Origin of the sequence: Sulfobacillus thermosulfidooxidans DSM 9293 (assembly GCF_900176145.1) — a bacterium.
Taxonomy (GTDB): Bacteria; Bacillota; Sulfobacillia; order Sulfobacillales; family Sulfobacillaceae; genus Sulfobacillus; species Sulfobacillus thermosulfidooxidans.
The window spans coordinates 318,277-335,753 of the sequence record NZ_FWWY01000001.1 but is presented as its reverse complement, the minus strand read 5'-3'; the positions used below and the strand labels follow the sequence as shown (position 1 = coordinate 335,753).

The following is a 17,477-nucleotide window of genomic DNA, read 5'->3' as shown; positions in this document are numbered from 1 at the left end:
ATTATGACGGCGCCCAAATCCAAGAAACCCAAAACATTTGCGCCATCGCTGACAGGCCGGTGCCTCCGTTACGCTGTAATGGACCTGCTCGGTTTTGGACGTATGCTAACCGATGAGACGTTAACGGCTATGCACTCGGGTGCCTCATGGCACAAGACATTTCAAGCAGAGTTGCTTCAGCATAGCGATGTGATAGGTCTTGAGGTGCCTATCAAAGATGGGGAATTAGGCATCTCAGGGCGGATTGATGCGGTGATTGAAGAAAATGGGCAGCATATTGCCATCGAATACAAAACGGTGCATGACGAGAAATTTCGAGCGATATGCCAAGACGGTCCGATTTTTGATCATTGGGCTCAACTTGCGTTGTACGTCAATATTGGCGGGTACGATCAAGGCCGGTTAATTGTCGATAATCGCGAAACGCATGAACGGTTATTGTGGACGATCTTTCCCGATTCCCGTTGGAAACAGTGGATGACAGAGCGGATTGAGCGTGCCCGGGAATACCAGCAAAAACGGATCTTGCCATCTAGGGAAGTGAGTGTGCGCTGTTTGCACTGTGATCGGTGGCAACGGTGTTTCAAGAGTGAAGAAGAACGGGGAGAGGCGGTCTCATCCCATCCCCACTGGGAACCGGATCCGCCCTTCCCCGATTCGTTCTTTCTGTTGGGAGCTCATATTGCGTTGGATGAAAAAGCCGGCAATTCCAATTAAGAAGGGATATGATGAATGTGGCACATGTTGACGTGAAATATACTGGGGATATGCAATTCGTGGCTACGGCACCGACAGGTCATTCAGTGGTCATTGACTCATCACCAGAGGTTGGGGGAAAAAACTCTGGAGTGCGGCCGATGGACTTAACGCTCATGGCACTGGGAGGATGTACGGGCATTGATGTGGTGTCCATTCTCAAAAAAATGCGGGTGAATTTGGACAGCTTTACCATGGATATTGATGGGGAACGCGCTTCAGATCATCCGAAAGTCTACACCAAAATTTTTCTTAATTACCGCTTTTCTACCCCGGATGATGCCCAAGACAAAATCTCACGGGCTGTGCACTTGAGTCAGGAAAAATATTGCAGTGTCTCACAGATGTTGGTGAAATCGGCGGTTATCGAAGCCCGGATTTTCATTAACGGGGAATTGGTCGAAACACTGGGGCACTCTTAGAGATTGATTCGTTTTGTTTGCAAGCATGAATCCCTTATCAATGGGACACGCTAGATTTGCGCCATTATTTCGGCAGAGTTCGGCGAGTCGCGTTAAGGGAGGATGTTTGAGATGGATAACGAGAAAAAAGAGGAAAAACCTCTAAAAACATTGAGCCAAGAACAATTTCAACAAGAAGTGGCACGGGAATTAGGGATCGATTTAAGCCCGGCGGACCACGTCAAAAAACGACAAAATGACGAGAAGACCCAAGGGGATATCGCCGAATAGTCCATAGGATTTTGTGACATCATGAAGAGAAACCTCACGCCAAATTAGACGTGAGGTTTCTTTGTGCAGTCCCTTTTTGTATAATCGGGAAAGAAATGGGGGACCAGTAGTGGATGTTGGGCTGATTGGATTGCCATTGTCTGGCAAGACCACAGTATTTAACTTATTGACAAACTTAAAAGCTGATACCAATAACTTTGGAGCCGGAAAAACCGAATCGCGCCGGGGGCTTGCGCCTATTCCTGATCCGCGTTTGGACCGCTTAGAAGAATTGTATCATCCGCGTAAAAAGACGCCGGCTACGATTACCGTGGTGGACGTGCCCGGATTAAGCCGCGCTGATAATGGGGGACCTAACCGTTTTCTTAATGATGTGCGGATGGTCGATGCTCTCGTGCACGTAGTGCGTGGATATCATTCCGATTTGCTTGGGGAACCTCATTTGCTTGAGGATATTCAAGAAATGGAATTGGAATTAGGTTTATCCGATTTAGATCTTTTGGAGAAGCGTCGAACCCGGATTAATAGCGGCAAGAAAATTACGGCAGAGCTGAAGCAAGAATTAGCGTTGATTGAACGCCTGATTGATGCCTTAGAGAATGACCGCCGGCTGCATCAAATGGATTTACCAGAAGAGGATTTGCGTCTGATTCGGGGCTACCAATTTCTGACCCTGAAACCTGCCATATGGGTGATTAATCTCGATGATCACGCGTTTTCCTCGGGCCAATATCCTGATAAAGAGGCCATTGAAGCCTTGGCTCGTGATAAAGGGATTCCGGTTGTTTTAATGGCGGCGGCCATGGAACAGGAGATGGAAGAACTCGAACCCGAAGACCGGCAAATTTTTATGCAAGATTTGGGCATAGAAGAATCTGGATTAGCACGTGTTGCCCAAGCCATTTACCATAAACTCGGATTGATTTCGTTTTTAACAGCTGGAGAAGATGAAGTCCGGGCATGGACCATCCATGAGGGAACTGCGGCGAAAGAGGCGGCAGGCAAAATTCACTCGGACATTGAGCGCGGGTTTATTCGGGCCGAAGTGGTGGCGTTCCACGATTTAGATCAAGCAGGGAGCATGGTGCGTGCCAAAGAACTGGGACTGGTGCGACTAGAAGGAAAAGACTATATCATGAAAGATGGAGACATTGTAAACTTCCGGTTTAACGTTTAAACGAAAAGAGGAACGACAGTGGAGAGTTATTGGCAAAGAGCCCAGAATGTGTTACCCGGTGGAGTAAATTCCCCTGTGCGGTCTTTTAAAGGGGTGGGAGGAGAGCCGTTTTTTGTTAAACGGGGACAAGGCCCGTATTTATTTGACGATCAAGGACGCCAGTACATTGATTTTGTCATGAGTTATGGACCTCTGATTTTGGGTCATGCCCATCCCAAAGTGGTCGCCGCTGTCAGCGAGCAGGCGACCCAAGGTTTAAGCTATGGGGCTCCAACGGATTTGGAGGTGGAGATGGCCGAAACGTTGGTCCAAGCTGTGCCGGGGCTAGAAATGGTTCGGATGGTCAATTCCGGTACAGAAGCGACGATGGCAGCGATTCGGGTGGCCCGCGGCGTCACGGGACGGGACCGCATTCTCAAATTTGCCGGGTCTTATCATGGGCACGGGGATTCTCTTCTGGTCAAAGCGGGATCCGGGGCAGCCACCATGGGCGTGCCGGATTCTCTCGGCGTTCCTAAAGCCCTAGCTGAGCTCACCTTAACCGTTCCCTACAACGACGTAGATGCGCTCAGGACGGTTTTCAACGCAGTTGGAGACCAAATTGCCGCGGTGATTATGGAACCGGTGGCGGGCAATATGGGAACGGTTTTGCCTCAGCCAGGATTTTTAGACACGGTCAGACAGTTAACGCGTCAATACGGGGCGTTGTGGATCGTTGATGAGGTGATGACAGGTTTTCGGGTCGCGTGGGGTGGAGCCTCTCGCCTTTTTGGTCTGGAACCTGACCTGGTGTGTTTAGCTAAAGTGATTGGCGCTGGCATGCCCGTAGGCGCTTATGGCGGCAAAAAGTCTTATATGCAAGAAGTGGCCCCGCTTGGCCCCGTGTACCAAGCCGGCACTTTATCCGGTAATCCGGTTGCGATGGCGGCAGGATTGGCCCAACTACACGAGATCCATCAACCCGACTTTTATTCCCAATTAGAACAAAAAACCCGGACACTGGCTGAAGAATTGGTGGCACGGGGGCGGGCCCACGGCATTGCCGTGAGTGCCAATACAATAGGCGGGATGTTTACATTGTTCTTTTCGGATATGCCTCCCAGAAATTTTGATGAAGTCTCTCACAGTGATCATGCCCGGTACCGAAAATTTTTCCATGGTATGCTAGAACAAGGGGTATTCTTTCCTCCATCGCCTTTTGAAACGGCGTTTCCTTCATGGGCGCACACGGAGGCAACGATACAGGCGACGCTTGAGGCTGCGGACCGCGTCTTTCAGCAGCTATAACAGCTATAAGATGATATAAAGAGAGGGAATCTATGTATATTGCAAAACTGCATCCGTTTGCCTTTAAAATCGGTCCCATTGGCGTGCATTGGTATGGAATCTTCATGGTGCTGGCAATATTGGGAGGATCTTATTATCTGATCGAACGGGGAAAACAATTAGGAGAAGATCCCGATTATCTCTCTAATGTCACATTATGGACGGTTCTCTGGGGAGTCATTGGGGCCAGGCTCGTATTTGTCTTGGCCAATGAACCGCAGTGGATTTGGACGGATCCGGTGCAGATTTTGCGGATCTGGGACGGCGGACTTGCCTATGACGGAGCTGTGGGTTTAGGGGTTTTTGCTTTATGGTACCAGTTGCGTAAAAAACCTTTGGTCTTTAATTATCTTGTAGACTGGACGGTTCCGGGCATTGGTCTTGGTATCTTTATGGTTCGTATCGGTAATATTTTTAACCACGAAGTGCTAGGACGGATGACCGAATTAGGGTTTGGACGTTGGCCAGAACAGCTCTGGGGGTCTTTTATCGGGGTATTTTTAATTCTCCGCTATTTTTGGCTGGAGCGCTACCGGACTCCACCGCCAGGTTACCAGTTCTGGTCGGCGATGTTCTATTATGCGATCTTGCGCGGGTTTATCGGCGAAACAACACGGGACAATCCCTTGTATCTCATCCATTACATTAACCCCTATTGGGGCATTGGATTCACCACCTTGATGCAGCTTTTTACGCCTCCCATTTTGATTTTCACCGGTCTCATGATGCGGCGAACATGGCGTAAATCGGCAACCCGGCTTATTCCTCCGGGTAAGACAGTGGTGTCGATGAGTTCTGAGGCGTCTGGCCAAAAATAATGACGGGAGTGCCTAGATCAGCAAAATCCCAGACCCATTTGGCATTGTCAATGATGTGTTGAGGATGAGGATTATGGATGCGGGTGGAGAGTTGGATGCAACCATGACTGCGGGGAATGCCAAAGTGATTATTCCACCATGCGCCGTGAATGGCGATGCCCCGGTAAATATACTGGGCATAAGGAACATGATGGACATCCCAGTAATCTTTGGTGCCTGGCTCTCCTCCTTGCATATGATCATCAAGGACCCGGCGAAAAATGTAGAACGTGCCGGTAGGGGTTGTCCAGCGGGGGCTCGTGCCCGTAGATACGGGCATAACACGCACTAAGGTTTCATCTTCATATGCCTCCATCGTTTGTGTGGTTAAGTCGACTCGGAGGACTTTTCCATCATCTGTGTGCAGCACCGTTTGCTCGGTGCCTTGCTGATCATGGATCACACAGTCAATTGTGGTGGAATCTGGCCAAAAGCGCGTGGGATGCAAGGCAAATTCATGGGGACCTTGCGGGGTAATCACAAAGTTTTCCCGGGGTTCAAGCGTGATATCATGATATAAGGACGAGACGCTAATGGCCCCGTGGGTTTTGATCAACAAGGGATAGAGAATGCCGACGCGTTTTGGATGGGGCAAAAATCTGATGGATTGGTGGCTTAAAGCTTGGACGGGAATGCCAAAACCGTACTCCATGAAGCCCCAGGTTAATGCCCACACACATATGACGGCAACAAAGAGAACCGGTTTGAAATAATTGTGCCACAGCACGTTGGCTACGTCGCCTCCTCGACTAGGGTGGACCATGAAAGGAGTGAAGATAGGGTGCCCTCCGAGATTACGGTGTTATTCTTTTCATTTGCGGCCGATCGTATGAATACCCGGGAGAAAACGTATGAATTGCCTAAAGAGCTCTCGGTCAAAGAGTTCTTTCAGCAATATTTATATCCGTCATTAAAAGAACCCCTGGAATCCTGGCTATTCAGTGTGAATGAAGAGTGGGTTGACCCGCATTATGCACTAAAGCCAGGAGATGAATTAGCTGTTGTGCCGCCCGTTTCTGGCGGTTAAATAGACATATATGACAATGAGGAGGCATAGTGGTGGACTACTATCTCATCACAGAAGATCCCATCAATCTGGCTGAAGCATTATCCATGATTGATGACCCATCTACAGGGGCCCAAGCGATATTTCTCGGCACGGTCCGCAATGAGTTTGAAGGACGGCCTTCGCTTGGCCTATATTATGATGTTTATCCACCAATGGCTCAGTCCCAGATTCGAAAGATTGGAGAAGCCCTTAAAGAGGAATTTGACATTCGTCACGTGGTCATTATCCACCGCATCGGGGAATTACCGGTGGGGGCGGCGAGTGTTTTAGTCGCTGTTTCCGCGCCCCACCGCGAACAAGCTTTTGCGGCAGCCAAGGCGGGTATTGACCGGGTGAAACAGCAGGTGCCAATTTGGAAAAAGGAACACTGGGCAGATGGGTCCAGCCAGTGGCATGACGAGCCCGAAGGAACCCAAGAACCTAGGTAATGTTAAATAATTCTTTAACCTTTTTGACGTTGGATCGACTAACGACCACTTCGCTCCCGTGCTTATCTTTCATTTTCAGAAGATAGGTGCCGTTAAAATACGGCATGATTTCTTTGACTTGATGCATATTGGCAATAAAACTGCGGTGAGTCCGTAAGAAGGTTTCCTGAGGTAAACGTTCTTGCAGTTCTTGTAAGGTAAAACGGGTCGGATATCTTTCGTGATACGTATAAATATAGATAATTTCATGCTCCGCCATAATAAAGATAATGTCATGAACATTAACCGGAATCGTATGCCCTCCGGATTCACAAGGAACCCACGTCAAGGGCTCGACGACGGGTTTTGGAGGCTCTGATGCATCATTTTGGGTCAGACGCCTGATGGTTTCGGCAATGCGTTCATTGGAAACCGGTTTTAATAAATAGTCTACGACTTGAATGGCAAACGCATCGACGGCATAGTGTTCGTGGGCAGACACAAACACAATTTTCAAGTGAGGGTGTTGTTCTTTTAACAAACGGGCAATTTCCATACCGGACATTCCAGGCATCTGGATATCCAAAAACACGACATCATAATCCAATGCGTTGATGAGAGATATGGCTTCCCGAGCAGTTTGGGCTTCCCCAATGATTTCGATGACTTCATGATAGGGTTCTAACAAATAACGAAGCTCTTGGCGGGCAGGATATTCGTCTTCAACGATTAGCGCTTTGAGCATGATGGTCCTCCACCTCGTTTGCAGATATTAAGATTGACTAAAGGCCGTATAGACCACTTGGGATTGTGCGGCGTCTTGTCTGGGACCTGTGGCCGGAATTACGAGACGGACGGTCGTGCCCTTGTTTTCCGACGACCGTAATCGCAAACGATACTTGCTGCCATAAAGCCCCACCAATCTTTCTGAGACATTGGATAAGCCAAGTCCCATGCCTTGTCCCTGTCCCATCTGGAAGATTTCGCGTTGCTTAGACTTAGCGATGCCCCGCCCATTATCCGAGATATAAATAATGGTATCGCTGCCATGATTGCGAATGCTAACACTCACCATCCCTGACCCTTCTTTCTCGGCAATGCCGTGAATGACAGCATTTTCCACTAAGGGTTGGATAATGAGTACGGGAACCGAACGTTGCAATGACTCAGGCTGTATGCGTAGACGATATCGCAATTTGTCCCCATACCGAGCCTTTTCCAAGTTGAGATAAGTTTGCACATAATCAATTTCATCTTTCAATAAGACGGTGGATCCTTTATGCGATAGTGACCGGCGAAAGAATGAGGCCAGTTGAATGAGCAGATCGCGGGCTTTGTCGGGATCCGTCCGCGAAAAGGAAATGATAGTGTTGAGCACATTAAACAGAAAATGGGGGCGAATTTGAGCCTGAAGCGCTTCTAATCGGGCTGCAGCGGCCAATGAGCGCTGCCGGTCCACTTCCGCCACTTCCAATAAAATGGAGAGCAACTGGGCGATTCCCTCGGCAAGACGTCCGACTCGATTGGGCAACATACTTTGTTCTGCAACATACAATTTCACAGAACCGACAGCCTGATTATGGGAAATTAACGGGGTAATGACAACAACGCCAAGTTGGCATTCATCATAGGCTCCTTGTAGTTCTTCGGTTTTCAGTATGCGTTGCACTTTATCCCGCATGACCTCTTTTGTAGTCGTGGATAAAGAGGTTCCGGGATCATGCTGCGGGCATTTCTTTCCGGCCCATCCTAGCACAATATGGGTGTCCGTAATAGCCACAGCTTCCACTCCAACTGTGCGTTGGATAATATTCGCAATGTGCTGAGCTGTTTCCCGATTTAAACCTTGCCGCAAATGGGGAAGCGCGGCATGGCCGATTTGAAATGTGGTTTCCGCCGCATCAAGGGTAGCCGCTGAGGCATCTTGCAAGAGAACAGAGGGTTTGGCTCGTGATTTCATGAAAAATAAGCTCCAAGGTACACCAATGCCAATCAGTGCCACAAGCCATTGCCACCATGCCCATGTGCCTGAGCGGGCCAATAGAATAATGGCAACAGATGGCACAGATAAGATGGCTAAACAACGCGATTTTATGGTGTTCACCCCCTTAATGCTTCGCGACAAGCCAGGCAATAGCCGCGGTCGATGTCATGACCTGGCTAATGCGGGGAAAAACATAGGTTAAACTAAACCGATGTTCTTCTGGCGTCGTTCCCATCATGGCATCAGCAATAGCAATACAGTGATAATTTCTATCATAAGCATCGCGGGCCGTACTTTCTACTGCCAGGTTGGTTGCAATCCCCATTAATAAAATTGTGGTAATGTGTAAGCGGCTTAAAAACATTTCCAAAGGGGTTGCATAAAACGGGCTCCACTGGTATTTGGGAATGACGATATCTTGCGGCAATGGACCCAATTCGGGGAGAATCTCGCCCAAATCTTTGGGTGTCGATGATGGAGGCTGGCGCTTGTCCCGGTCAGTTTTTGCGGTGATGGCTCCTTTGTGATCGGATCGCCTGAGGGTTTGGGTAAAAATAACGGGAACAGACGCCAGGCGCGCTTGCCGAATCACAGCTTGACTAGCAGCCAATACCTTGTGACGGGGATCCTTTGGCGATGAAGGCCGGGCGATGGCCTCTTGAAAATCTATGGCCAAAATGGCTGGTTTTTCAGCCATTTTTAACCGGCCATTCCAAGAACACAGCGCCTTCTCCCTGCATGTCGTGGATCGCCTTATCACTGTCGTCTGGCTGGACATTAACCCCTTTGATTCCATTGCTGACGACGATTGTTTGAAACTCTGCGTGCAGTGCATCAAGCGTCGTGGCTCGAACACAATAATCTGTCGCTAATCCGACGATAAAGACGGTTTTTACATTGTGCGCTTTGAGCCACGATTCCAATGTTGTCTCTGTAATCCGTCCTGCTTCCACTAGCCGTCCCTCAAACCCACTGTAGGCATCAACATTATCTAGATATCCTTTATAAAAATGGACGGCGTTTTGTGGAATGCGCAGGCGAGGATAGAATTCAAATCCGAGGCTATTTTGAACACAGTGCGCTGGCCAAGGCCCTCCTTGAGACACAAAAGAAATGTGGTTTTGAGGGTGGAAATCGCGCGTGAAGATAATAGGGCGCCCGGCCTCTTCAAAGCGATCAATGAGGTCTTGGACGACTGGATAAATGAGATCGCCCTCTGGTACTGCTAAGGCACCTCCTGGGCAAAAGTCATTTTGAAAATCTACGACAATCAAAGCGGATTGGGATAAATCCTCCATGCTTTATAGCCTCCTCCTGCCAAAGGTCGGTCGTTTACCGAAGCAATCTCCGATGACGGGTAAAATCCCGCTAAAAAATTCTCGCCATCACTTTATCATGTTTACGTCTCATACACATCCACAAAGCTGCTCACCATGCCAAAATATGTCGGACAGGAATATCCACTGATGTGCCAAGGTCCATGGTTGACCCGGGACAACACGCCTAGCATTATGGCCACTTGCCATAATGCGTCAACTTTCACGCGGTCAATATGATCGGCAGGTAAGGATAACAACCAGCGGGCTTGACAGGTTTTGAGCATCGTCACAAAGTCGTGATCAAAGGAAGCGGCTTCGGCATCAAATCCATAAGGGCCCGAGGGATCATGGGTGTGGGAGAGATCGCCTGATGCAATAAGTGCTACGGGTGAAGGCCAATGCCGAAGCAAGGAAGCCAGGTGTTGACCATAGGAAAACAGATCCGCTAGGGAAAGGCTGCGGGATGGGGTCAAAATAACAACTGAGGGAGAAGAGGGTAAAAAAGCTTGGATAAAACGTAAGGGCACATGAGCGCCCCAATCCAGAGGAAGCCGGTTGAACTCACCCGCTGATGCTCCATAACTGATGGCAGCGGTCAAAATGGGTCCTAAAGACTGAATAAGATGTTCTGCTAACGGACGGTTAATCGCATACGTGTCATGCAAGGGCTGTGATGGATAGATATCCAGATGTCCTTCTACCCACTCAGCATAAGATATGGTGATCATTCCTTCAGCGCGGACACCATGTGGGGTGATGACAACAAGCGTCTCAGGCTTTTTTTCAGAGATCTTATTAGAGACGTCAATTTGGTGAGAACACGTATCGTGAAAAATCACCGAGTAGTGAGGATCGAGAAAATGCATTAATGCCTCCGTGCCGTGCGACATCAATGCGACTGCCGTTAAAGACATTGTCATTTTTCCTCCTGGTTTTGCATTCTCATTTAAAAATTTGGCCATTAGGCTATCAAACAGAATAAGTTTCGACGTATGCTCTAGTCGATTCCTCATTAGCCCTTTATTATTGTTCGCTCTTTCGATTTTGTGCGAGACGATCTTGGAAAAAACATTAACCAAAACATATACCATGAAATTCAGGAAAAAAATACGGTAGATAGCATGAAAATAAAATTTCAGATTAAGCAGGAAATCTGAGAGTTTTGTCGAAATAAATTATTCACAGTTGGTATTCTGTCTATTGCCAATTGGCTCCACCTCAATTTCCCAATCACAATTGTGCTGACACTACTGTTAGGAGGAAGACCATTGATTAACAAGGGGCTCAAAAAGGAATTATCACTTCTAGACTTAACAATGGCCTCGCTTGGAGCCATTATCGGATCCGGTTGGTTATTGGCCAGCCAGGCAGCTGCTCAAGGCGCCGGTCCCTCTGCTATTTTTAGCTGGGTTATCGGTGGAGTGGTTGTCATGCTCATCGGTCTGGTTTATGCCGAATTAGGGGGACTCATTCCCGAATCAGGCGGTATCGCGCGTTATCCCCATTACTCCCATGGACACTTGACCAGTTTTATCATGGGATGGGCAGCATTTTTAGCGTACGCGTCCGTGCCGGCTGTTGAAGCGGAAGGTGTCGTGACCTATGCGCAAAGCTATATTCCGGCTTTTAAGGCGGCCAATGGCAATATCTCAGCGCTGGGTTTGCTGGTTGCAGCAGCGTTAATGGCTCTGTTCTTTATTATCAACTATTACGGGGTCAAAAGCTTTGCTAAAGTGAACACGCCGGTGACTTTAATCAAGTTCATCATGCCATCCGCAACGGTTCTGCTCTTTTTATTCATTGGGATGCACTGGAGCAACCTAACCGTCCATGGATTTGCGCCATACCACTCGTCCGGTATGATGAAAATGGTTTCGACGGCAGGTATTGTGTTTTCGTTCTTAGGATTTCGGCAAGCGGTGGATTTGGCGGGTGAAGCGAAACACCCTCAGCGGGATGTTCCCCGTGCAGTGGTGTATTCTTTGATTATTGGTATACTTTTGTATGTCCTTCTCCAACTCGTCTTCATTGGCGGCGTGCCCAGTTCCCAACTTGCTAAAGGATGGTCTGCGCTTAGTTACTCGGCACCATTTGCGCAATTGGCCGTTACACTTGGCATGGGATGGTTCGCCACCTTGCTTTATGCGGATGCGATTTTGTCTCCCGCTGGAACAGGAAACATTTATCTGGCATCGACCTCACGAGTTCTTTACGCTTTGGCGAATAACCGGTATTTCCCCAAAGCCTTGTCCAAGGTTGACCCGAAAACCGGTGTTCCATCGGTGGCGTTAATCACGGCCTTTATCATGGGATTGATTTTCTTAGCACCGTTCCCGGCTTGGCAGAAACTGGTCGGATTTGTGTCGTCCGCGACTGTTCTTACCTCTATCATTGGACCGATTTCAGCGGCTGTTTTCCGCCGGGTGGCCCCGAACGCTAAGCGCCCCGTTAAATTAGGGGGAATGAACATTATCGCTCCGCTAGCCTTTATTGGAGGATCTTTCATTATTTACTGGACCGGATGGGCAGTGAATCTCCCGCTCTTAATCGCCATGTTGGTTGGCTTGATTCTGTATGCGATTGCGACTCTGGTAGCCCCAAACCAGATTCAAAGGCCGACAGCCCAATCACTTAAGGCAGGGATTTGGCTAATTGTGTACTTGCTCTTCATGCTAGCCATGTCGTACTACGGCTCATCGGTGTTTGGAGCTCCAGCCAACCATGGTAAGGGTGCGATTCACTATCCGTTGGACCTTGTAGTCATTGCTATTGGTTCTCTGTTGTTCTACTACTGGGGTGTGGCGAGCGGTTACAAGACCAAGGATGTTGAAGAAGTTCTTGAGGCCTTGGATGAAACCCGCGAGGCAGGAGCCCTGTAAGTATCACGAGTTGATTGACGCCTTGCACCACCCGCTTTTTCTTCTCAGCGGGTGGTGTTTTTTTAGGTCCGTTGCCCTATACGTCAAAGCTTTCAACTGCGTCTACGGCTTTCCTGTCATTTGGCGGTTTTTAACCACCGATTGCAGGACGGGATGCGATAAAATTGTCTCAATCCACGAGGCAATATCAGCCGTGTTGTCCTGCACTGTTGAAGTGACCGGCATTTGCGAGATCTCTTCCCATGCCTGGTGATAGGCTTGGGCAAAGAGGTAATAAATGTTTTCTATTTGGGCACAATCTTTCGGCCCATGTATAAAGGGAGCTGTTAGCGTAATGACCTCATCCGTGCCACGCGCTGGAATATGATGAGGGGCGATATTATGGCTTATGATCCATGATAAATCCGGAAAATAGACATGATCAATCGAAGAGGGATCGAGCCCGCAATGAACGAACAAGACACGGTGATGATGGGAAGCGGCGTAAAGACCGACGCGCTTTAACAAGGGTGAAACATCAGCGCCAAGAGGACTCATGATGAATGTCCGCCGGATATGGCATGGCGCCACGTGTTGGTGAAGGAAAAACGGGCCTAATGGAGTTAAGGTAGACAAAAAGGCGTGCGATGCCAATATCTTATCTTCTTGATTATGCATAGGAAGTTGGGCAATAAGCCGGCGCTGGATATCCTGCAGTTCATCATGGAACCGTCTCTGCTTATCCCATAGACTTTGTAGGTCATGGAGATATTCTTTGGCAATGAAAAGGTGGCGAAAGACACCCGGTGGAATTTGAGGCGTGATAGGACGGGTGGGAGAAATCGTCACAGATTCATACCATCTTGCACTTTGGCCAAGAGGAAGATAAGGAAGCCACGACGGGCCCAGAATGGCGACATTTTCCGGTGACAGGATCACGCCAGAAACCAGGTGCGGGTTGTGGGCCACAGAAAAGGTCCACAAATTATGAGACGATAAATGCTTGACGAGCCCGTGTAAAATGGCCGAGACAATAGGTTCATCGCCTTCCAAGACCAGGGCCTGAGAGATCGAGCGAACCCACTGGCGATAAAAGGTATGCCTGCCGTATGCCGTATAAGCCTCGGCCAACAAGGGCATCATCCAGGATTTCATCACTGTCACCTCCGATTGGTCTTAATTACGGTATACAGGTGGCAGCGAAAGTGTGCATTGGTCAGAGGGTGTTCTTGCTGCAGCCATACCTCTAAGGGTATAATGGGCCCGATGTAAGCGTAATGGGGGTGGCACAGTGGCGGTTGTGATTTATACCACACCGACGTGAGTCCATTGCCGGAATGCAAAGCGGTTTCTTCAAGAGCGCAAGGTACCCTTTAAAGAAATTGATGTCTCGAAAAGTCCCCAAGCGGCTCAGGAACTGCAACGCAAATCCGGACAAACCGGCGTGCCGGTGATCATTGTCAATGGAACCGTTATTGTAGGCTTTAACCGACCGAAATTAGCCCGAACCTTAGGGGTTCGGGAATAAAAAAGAGCAAGGCACCTAGGTGCCTTGCTCTTTTTGACGCGTGCGTTGCGTTAGGATTGTCCCACGGAATCCAGAACAATTTTTAGCAACTGGTTTTCGGGCACGGCACCCGTCACGTCCAATTTTCCATTGACGACAGACTTGGGTACGCCATACACGTTGTACTTCCCGGCGAGATCCGGAAATTCACTCGCGTCGACCATATCCGCAATAATATGCGGGGATTGTAGTGCCATATCATGTGCCAGGCGTACAGCCCGGGGACAGTATGGTCACGTAGGGGTCGTAAACACTTGGATATGCACAGGTTCTTTAATTTGGGCCAGTGCTTCCTTAGCTTTGTCGCTGAGTGCAACCTGGTGGGTTGAGACGGCTTTAATGTCTTCCAGAAATGCGCCAAATTCGTGTCCGCTCGGAATGCCCACAAAGCGGATTCCGGTGGGATTCCCATTGTTGTCCAGCAAATTGGCAATGGGGCCTGAAATGGCTTCGTCACCCGGATGGCCAGGTTCTAAGGCTGGCGCTTCCGTGGTTTGGGTCACCATGACAAGATCAGAAAGGTCAGCAACTTCATTGGCGAGATCGATGAAAACTTGAGACAATTCACCGTTCGGACCAGGATAAATCTGGATGGTTACTGAATCCTTAAGGTCTTGAAAAAATTGGCTGACTTGGCCACGAATCTTATCATCCAAATATGCCATAGATTATGTCACCTCCTTTACTCAGGTGGGATACGGCCCGCTAACCGAAAAGCAATATCGGGAAACGGTAACTATTAAGTGCGGGATGATCCCCTCAAAAAATCAAGTCTGCATCATTCGCAGAATCCCGATACACCCACCTTAACATGTTGCCAATTGTTGTCAAGGTCTTGACAACGGATCCGCAAGCTCAAGACATTGTGGACGAAATTTGCTAAAGTAAAGAATAGTTGTAACTGCCTCATTTTGCAATGCTGCAACATGGAACCATGAATCACAAGGAGGATCCATTATGTCAGTCCAAGACTATCGTGTGTTGGTTGAGCGTTATTATCACAGTGTCGACCAAAACGATCTCCCGACATTATTTTCTCTCTTTGACGACCAGATTATTTATAAACGACCGGGATATCCCGTGCTGGCAGGCAAAGAGCAATTTATGGAGTTCTATAAAGGAACCCGCATCATCGAATCGGGGGCCCATACATTAACGCATATTTTGGTGGATGGGGATCATGTGTGTGTTCAAGGATCGTTTCAAGGAGTGTTAAAAGACGGGCGGGTGATTGAGACAGAATTTGCGGATATTTTCGTGATTCACGACGGAAAAATTGTCGAGCGGCATACATATTTCGATGGCATTCAGGTATGAATCTCATACGGCTAGATGGGCCAAGAGAATCAGCTAGGTGACGATGGTCTTAAGAAGGACACCAAAAGTGCCCGTGAGAATTTTGGGAAGTGGCAGGTAGAATAACACACCACGCGTAATACATGGGAGATGGTCACAGATAAGGAGGGCCCTTTGTGAGCACAAAGCTGTTTGTGATTCGCCACGGGAGTGTCGAAAAAGATCCCGCGCTCGCTCCGGAATTGTGGCCATTATCCGATCTCGGCAGGGCCAAGACGGAAGAGCTGGCGCGTCAAGAGGACTGGACGGGTGTGGTGAAGTTATATCAGAGTCCAGAACGCAAAGCGCAGGAAACGGGGACGATTATTTCTCGCATCACGGATATTCCATTGCAGCCACTAGACGACTTACGCGATGTCTGCCCTTTGGTTTCCTTGTCCTCGGGACCACGAGTGGTGGGAGAGGACAGTCCCTTTTACCTGGGCGAAAATCGAAAAGCTGCAACAGATCGCATTGTCCAGTGCATTCATGATCTGGCTCATCGGCACCACGGCCAAAGCATTGCCATTATTTCACATGCGCGGATTTTGGCTCTTCTATATAGTCATATTCTGGGTCGAAAAATTACCCTTTTAGAATGGTTAAGCGTTCCCCTGCCTGGACTATCTGTGATCGATGTTGACCAGTGGCGGGTAGAACGCGGTTTCTTATCGCGAGAAATCACTGAGTTCTCAAAATAGTGTGAGTAAAGTCGTTGAGAACGGGGTGGATGAGGGAATTTAGCTACCGCTGTGTCCCAGTGGATGTCATTCTTCTGCTGGATAAGACCGACTGTCACATGATTCCTTAGTTAGTCAATGCTCATGATGGTCTGTGTCTTGTCATAGGGTCTGACGGCCAGGAAGATGACGGGGCGGATGGGATTGTGGAAAATTAATGGAGTGCTTAAAAAGCCAGGGAATGGGTATTGAGAGGTCGAGATAAAAAGACTTAGATACGGCATGGCCGGAGGTGCCAATAATCAGCATCAACAAGTTTTTTGTCTTATCTTAATGACGGCCACGGCCATGCCATGCCATGTCTTGATGAGCGGTTTCTGGGTCTTTTGGACCCAAAAAATGCCCCTCTGTTTCCGTTTGTTAGGAATTACCAATCTTGAGATGAAGACCGTGACTTTAAAAGATGTTCGACAATTTGCTCGAATTCTTTATCGTCAATTTCACCCCGGGCATAACGATCCTGAGCAATTTCTAACGGGGTTTGTGGACGCGTGGCACTTTCGATAAAGGGACTGTGAGAGACGCGTTGGGTCATCCAGTGTCGCCGGCGCCGCTTGGGTCCGCGTAAGAGACGAACGGTAAAGCGCCACAAGAGCATGAGCATAAAGATATTAAAAATCGCCGTGGGAATTTCCGATGGCGGTTGTGGGACCAATGGCATGAAACCCACCCCCTTGGCAAGACACCTCATTTTCTTATATCTTAATGTCTACTCTTGGAATGCTCAATGCAAAATAAAAGTTTTTCAGTTTTTTCGAGGTGATCAGGACGATTCTGGAAAATCATAAGGAAATTGGGATACGCCTAGCTGAGGAATATGATTTACCAAAAATTCAAAGGATTTATAATCAGGGAATTGCCGACCGTATCGCGACATTAGACGCGGAGGAAAAAGACGAAGCCATGATGAGAACGTGGTGGGCTGGGCATTCAACGCGCTATGGCGTGTTAGTGGCCGAATCCGATCAGGACATCGTTGGCTGGGCCTCATTGAACCCCTATTCGTCCCGCAAGGCTTATCAAGGGGTTGCAGAGCTTTCGATTTATATCGATCGGCAATGGCGAGGACAAGGGGTAGGCCGAAAACTGCTGGGAGCCCTTGAGGATTATGCTCGGAACCAGGGATTTTACAAAATTGTGTTATTTACCTTTCCCCACAATGTGGTGGGACGTCGTCTTTATCAGAGAATGGGATACCGGGAAGTGGGGACCTTTTATCGTCAAGGGGTCTTGGATGGTCAGTACGTCGATATTTTGGCTATGGAAAAATTTATTGCGGATTGATCGCGTGCTAGCATGGAATAGATGAGCCCATGCCTAGAGAAGGGCAAACATGGTAGCATGGGATGAAGAGCATACCTTGTTTGAGAATTTTGTAGAGAAGAGATTG

21 protein-coding genes and 2 pseudogenes are annotated in these 17,477 nt (G+C 48.5%); 13 read left to right on the top strand and 10 right to left on the bottom strand.

What is annotated here, in order from left to right; all coding sequences use genetic code 11:
- The first annotated feature begins 3 nt into the window (after positions 1 to 3).
- The 6 genes from B8987_RS01860 to B8987_RS01840 all read left to right on the top strand — a co-directional run bounded on the left by B8987_RS01860 (position 4) and on the right by B8987_RS01840 (position 4,769).
- Positions 4 to 717, top strand: coding sequence for a PD-(D/E)XK nuclease family protein (locus tag B8987_RS01860; protein WP_020376240.1), 714 nt, complete (start codon positions 4 to 6; stop codon positions 715 to 717).
- 8 nt (positions 718 to 725) lie between these two features.
- On the top strand, positions 726 to 1,178 hold the full coding sequence (locus B8987_RS01855) for an OsmC family protein (RefSeq protein ID WP_242823894.1): 453 nt from the start codon (positions 726 to 728) through the stop codon (positions 1,176 to 1,178).
- 111 nt (positions 1,179 to 1,289) lie between these two features.
- Complete coding sequence (locus tag B8987_RS19565) at positions 1,290 to 1,448, top strand: hypothetical protein (protein ID WP_020376238.1); 159 nt, start codon at positions 1,290 to 1,292, stop codon at positions 1,446 to 1,448.
- Positions 1,449 to 1,557: 109 nt separating this feature from the next.
- On the top strand, positions 1,558 to 2,625 hold the full coding sequence (gene ychF / locus B8987_RS01850) for a redox-regulated ATPase YchF (RefSeq protein ID WP_020376237.1): 1,068 nt from the start codon (positions 1,558 to 1,560) through the stop codon (positions 2,623 to 2,625).
- Positions 2,626 to 2,643: 18 nt separating this feature from the next.
- Positions 2,644 to 3,912: a glutamate-1-semialdehyde 2,1-aminomutase gene (gene hemL, locus B8987_RS01845; RefSeq protein WP_020376236.1), complete on the top strand. Its 1,269-nt coding sequence runs from the start codon at positions 2,644 to 2,646 to the stop codon at positions 3,910 to 3,912.
- Positions 3,913 to 3,944: 32 nt separating this feature from the next.
- Positions 3,945 to 4,769, top strand: a complete 825-nt coding sequence (locus B8987_RS01840; protein WP_020376235.1) for a prolipoprotein diacylglyceryl transferase — start codon at positions 3,945 to 3,947, stop codon at positions 4,767 to 4,769.
- On the opposite strand, the gene B8987_RS01835 is transcribed toward B8987_RS01840, so the two are convergent.
- On the bottom strand, positions 4,711 to 5,535 hold the full coding sequence (locus B8987_RS01835) for a L,D-transpeptidase (protein ID WP_020376234.1): 825 nt from the start codon (positions 5,533 to 5,535) through the stop codon (positions 4,711 to 4,713). The two genes, B8987_RS01840 and B8987_RS01835, sit on opposite strands and share 59 nt — an antisense overlap.
- 54 nt (positions 5,536 to 5,589) lie before the next feature.
- Between B8987_RS01835 and B8987_RS01830 the strand changes: the two genes are divergently transcribed.
- Both B8987_RS01830 and B8987_RS01825 read left to right on the top strand, forming a co-directional pair.
- On the top strand, positions 5,590 to 5,835 hold the full coding sequence (locus tag B8987_RS01830) for a MoaD/ThiS family protein (protein WP_020376233.1): 246 nt from the start codon (positions 5,590 to 5,592) through the stop codon (positions 5,833 to 5,835).
- 32 nt (positions 5,836 to 5,867) lie between these two features.
- A complete protein-coding gene (locus tag B8987_RS01825; RefSeq protein ID WP_020376232.1) occupies positions 5,868 to 6,305 on the top strand; it encodes a molybdenum cofactor biosynthesis protein MoaE in 438 nt (145 codons plus the stop codon).
- Here the strand turns inward: B8987_RS01825 and B8987_RS01820 are convergent.
- The 5 genes from B8987_RS01820 to B8987_RS01800 form a co-directional block, all read right to left on the bottom strand.
- A complete protein-coding gene (locus B8987_RS01820) occupies positions 6,298 to 7,029 on the bottom strand; it encodes a LytR/AlgR family response regulator transcription factor (protein WP_020376231.1) in 732 nt (243 codons plus the stop codon). The genes B8987_RS01825 and B8987_RS01820 overlap by 8 nt on opposite strands.
- Positions 7,030 to 7,056: 27 nt before the next feature.
- Entirely contained in the window at positions 7,057 to 8,388 is a 1,332-nt protein-coding gene (locus B8987_RS01815) for a sensor histidine kinase (protein WP_020376230.1), read from the bottom strand.
- Positions 8,389 to 8,392: 4 nt separating this feature from the next.
- Positions 8,393 to 8,965: a cysteine hydrolase family protein gene (locus B8987_RS01810; protein WP_020376229.1), complete on the bottom strand. Its 573-nt coding sequence runs from the start codon at positions 8,963 to 8,965 to the stop codon at positions 8,393 to 8,395.
- Positions 8,958 to 9,566, bottom strand: a complete 609-nt coding sequence (pncA, locus tag B8987_RS01805) for a bifunctional nicotinamidase/pyrazinamidase (RefSeq protein WP_020376228.1) — start codon at positions 9,564 to 9,566, stop codon at positions 8,958 to 8,960. Before pncA ends, B8987_RS01810 begins: the two co-directional genes overlap by 8 nt.
- Positions 9,567 to 9,667: 101 nt before the next feature.
- Positions 9,668 to 10,501 carry a DODA-type extradiol aromatic ring-opening family dioxygenase gene (locus tag B8987_RS01800; RefSeq protein WP_020376227.1) on the bottom strand — a complete coding sequence of 278 codons (834 nt, stop codon included), beginning with the start codon at positions 10,499 to 10,501 and terminating at the stop codon, positions 9,668 to 9,670.
- 354 nt (positions 10,502 to 10,855) lie between these two features.
- On the opposite strand from B8987_RS01800, the gene B8987_RS01795 reads away from it, so the two are divergent.
- Positions 10,856 to 12,466, top strand: a complete 1,611-nt coding sequence (locus tag B8987_RS01795; protein ID WP_242940609.1) for an APC family permease — start codon at positions 10,856 to 10,858, stop codon at positions 12,464 to 12,466.
- 102 nt (positions 12,467 to 12,568) lie between these two features.
- Here B8987_RS01795 and B8987_RS01790 read toward each other — a convergent pair whose 3' ends face one another.
- Positions 12,569 to 13,603 carry a hypothetical protein gene (locus B8987_RS01790; RefSeq protein ID WP_139793454.1) on the bottom strand — a complete coding sequence of 345 codons (1,035 nt, stop codon included), beginning with the start codon at positions 13,601 to 13,603 and terminating at the stop codon, positions 12,569 to 12,571.
- Between the two features lie 181 nt (positions 13,604 to 13,784).
- On the opposite strand from B8987_RS01790, the pseudogene B8987_RS19915 reads away from it, so the two are divergent.
- Positions 13,785 to 13,973 (top strand): annotated as a pseudogene (locus tag B8987_RS19915) (glutaredoxin family protein); the annotation flags it as partial.
- 50 nt (positions 13,974 to 14,023) lie between these two features.
- Here the strand turns inward: B8987_RS19915 and B8987_RS01780 are convergent.
- Positions 14,024 to 14,233 (bottom strand): annotated as a pseudogene (locus B8987_RS01780) (thioredoxin family protein); the annotation flags it as partial.
- Positions 14,234 to 14,245: 12 nt separating this feature from the next.
- A complete protein-coding gene (locus tag B8987_RS01775; protein WP_020376222.1) occupies positions 14,246 to 14,677 on the bottom strand; it encodes a hypothetical protein in 432 nt (143 codons plus the stop codon).
- A gap of 292 nt (positions 14,678 to 14,969) precedes the next feature.
- On the opposite strand from B8987_RS01775, the gene B8987_RS01770 reads away from it, so the two are divergent.
- A complete protein-coding gene (locus B8987_RS01770; RefSeq protein WP_020376221.1) occupies positions 14,970 to 15,329 on the top strand; it encodes a nuclear transport factor 2 family protein in 360 nt (119 codons plus the stop codon).
- Between the two features lie 155 nt (positions 15,330 to 15,484).
- A complete protein-coding gene (locus B8987_RS01765) occupies positions 15,485 to 16,048 on the top strand; it encodes a histidine phosphatase family protein (protein ID WP_020376220.1) in 564 nt (187 codons plus the stop codon).
- A 406-nt stretch (positions 16,049 to 16,454) separates the two neighbouring features.
- On the opposite strand, the gene B8987_RS01760 is transcribed toward B8987_RS01765, so the two are convergent.
- Positions 16,455 to 16,748, bottom strand: coding sequence for an SHOCT domain-containing protein (locus B8987_RS01760; RefSeq protein ID WP_176213137.1), 294 nt, complete (start codon positions 16,746 to 16,748; stop codon positions 16,455 to 16,457).
- A gap of 98 nt (positions 16,749 to 16,846) precedes the next feature.
- On the opposite strand from B8987_RS01760, the gene B8987_RS01755 reads away from it, so the two are divergent.
- Positions 16,847 to 17,371 carry an arsinothricin resistance N-acetyltransferase ArsN1 family A gene (locus tag B8987_RS01755; protein WP_084660841.1) on the top strand — a complete coding sequence of 175 codons (525 nt, stop codon included), beginning with the start codon at positions 16,847 to 16,849 and terminating at the stop codon, positions 17,369 to 17,371.
- The last annotated feature ends 106 nt before the right edge of the window (positions 17,372 to 17,477 follow it).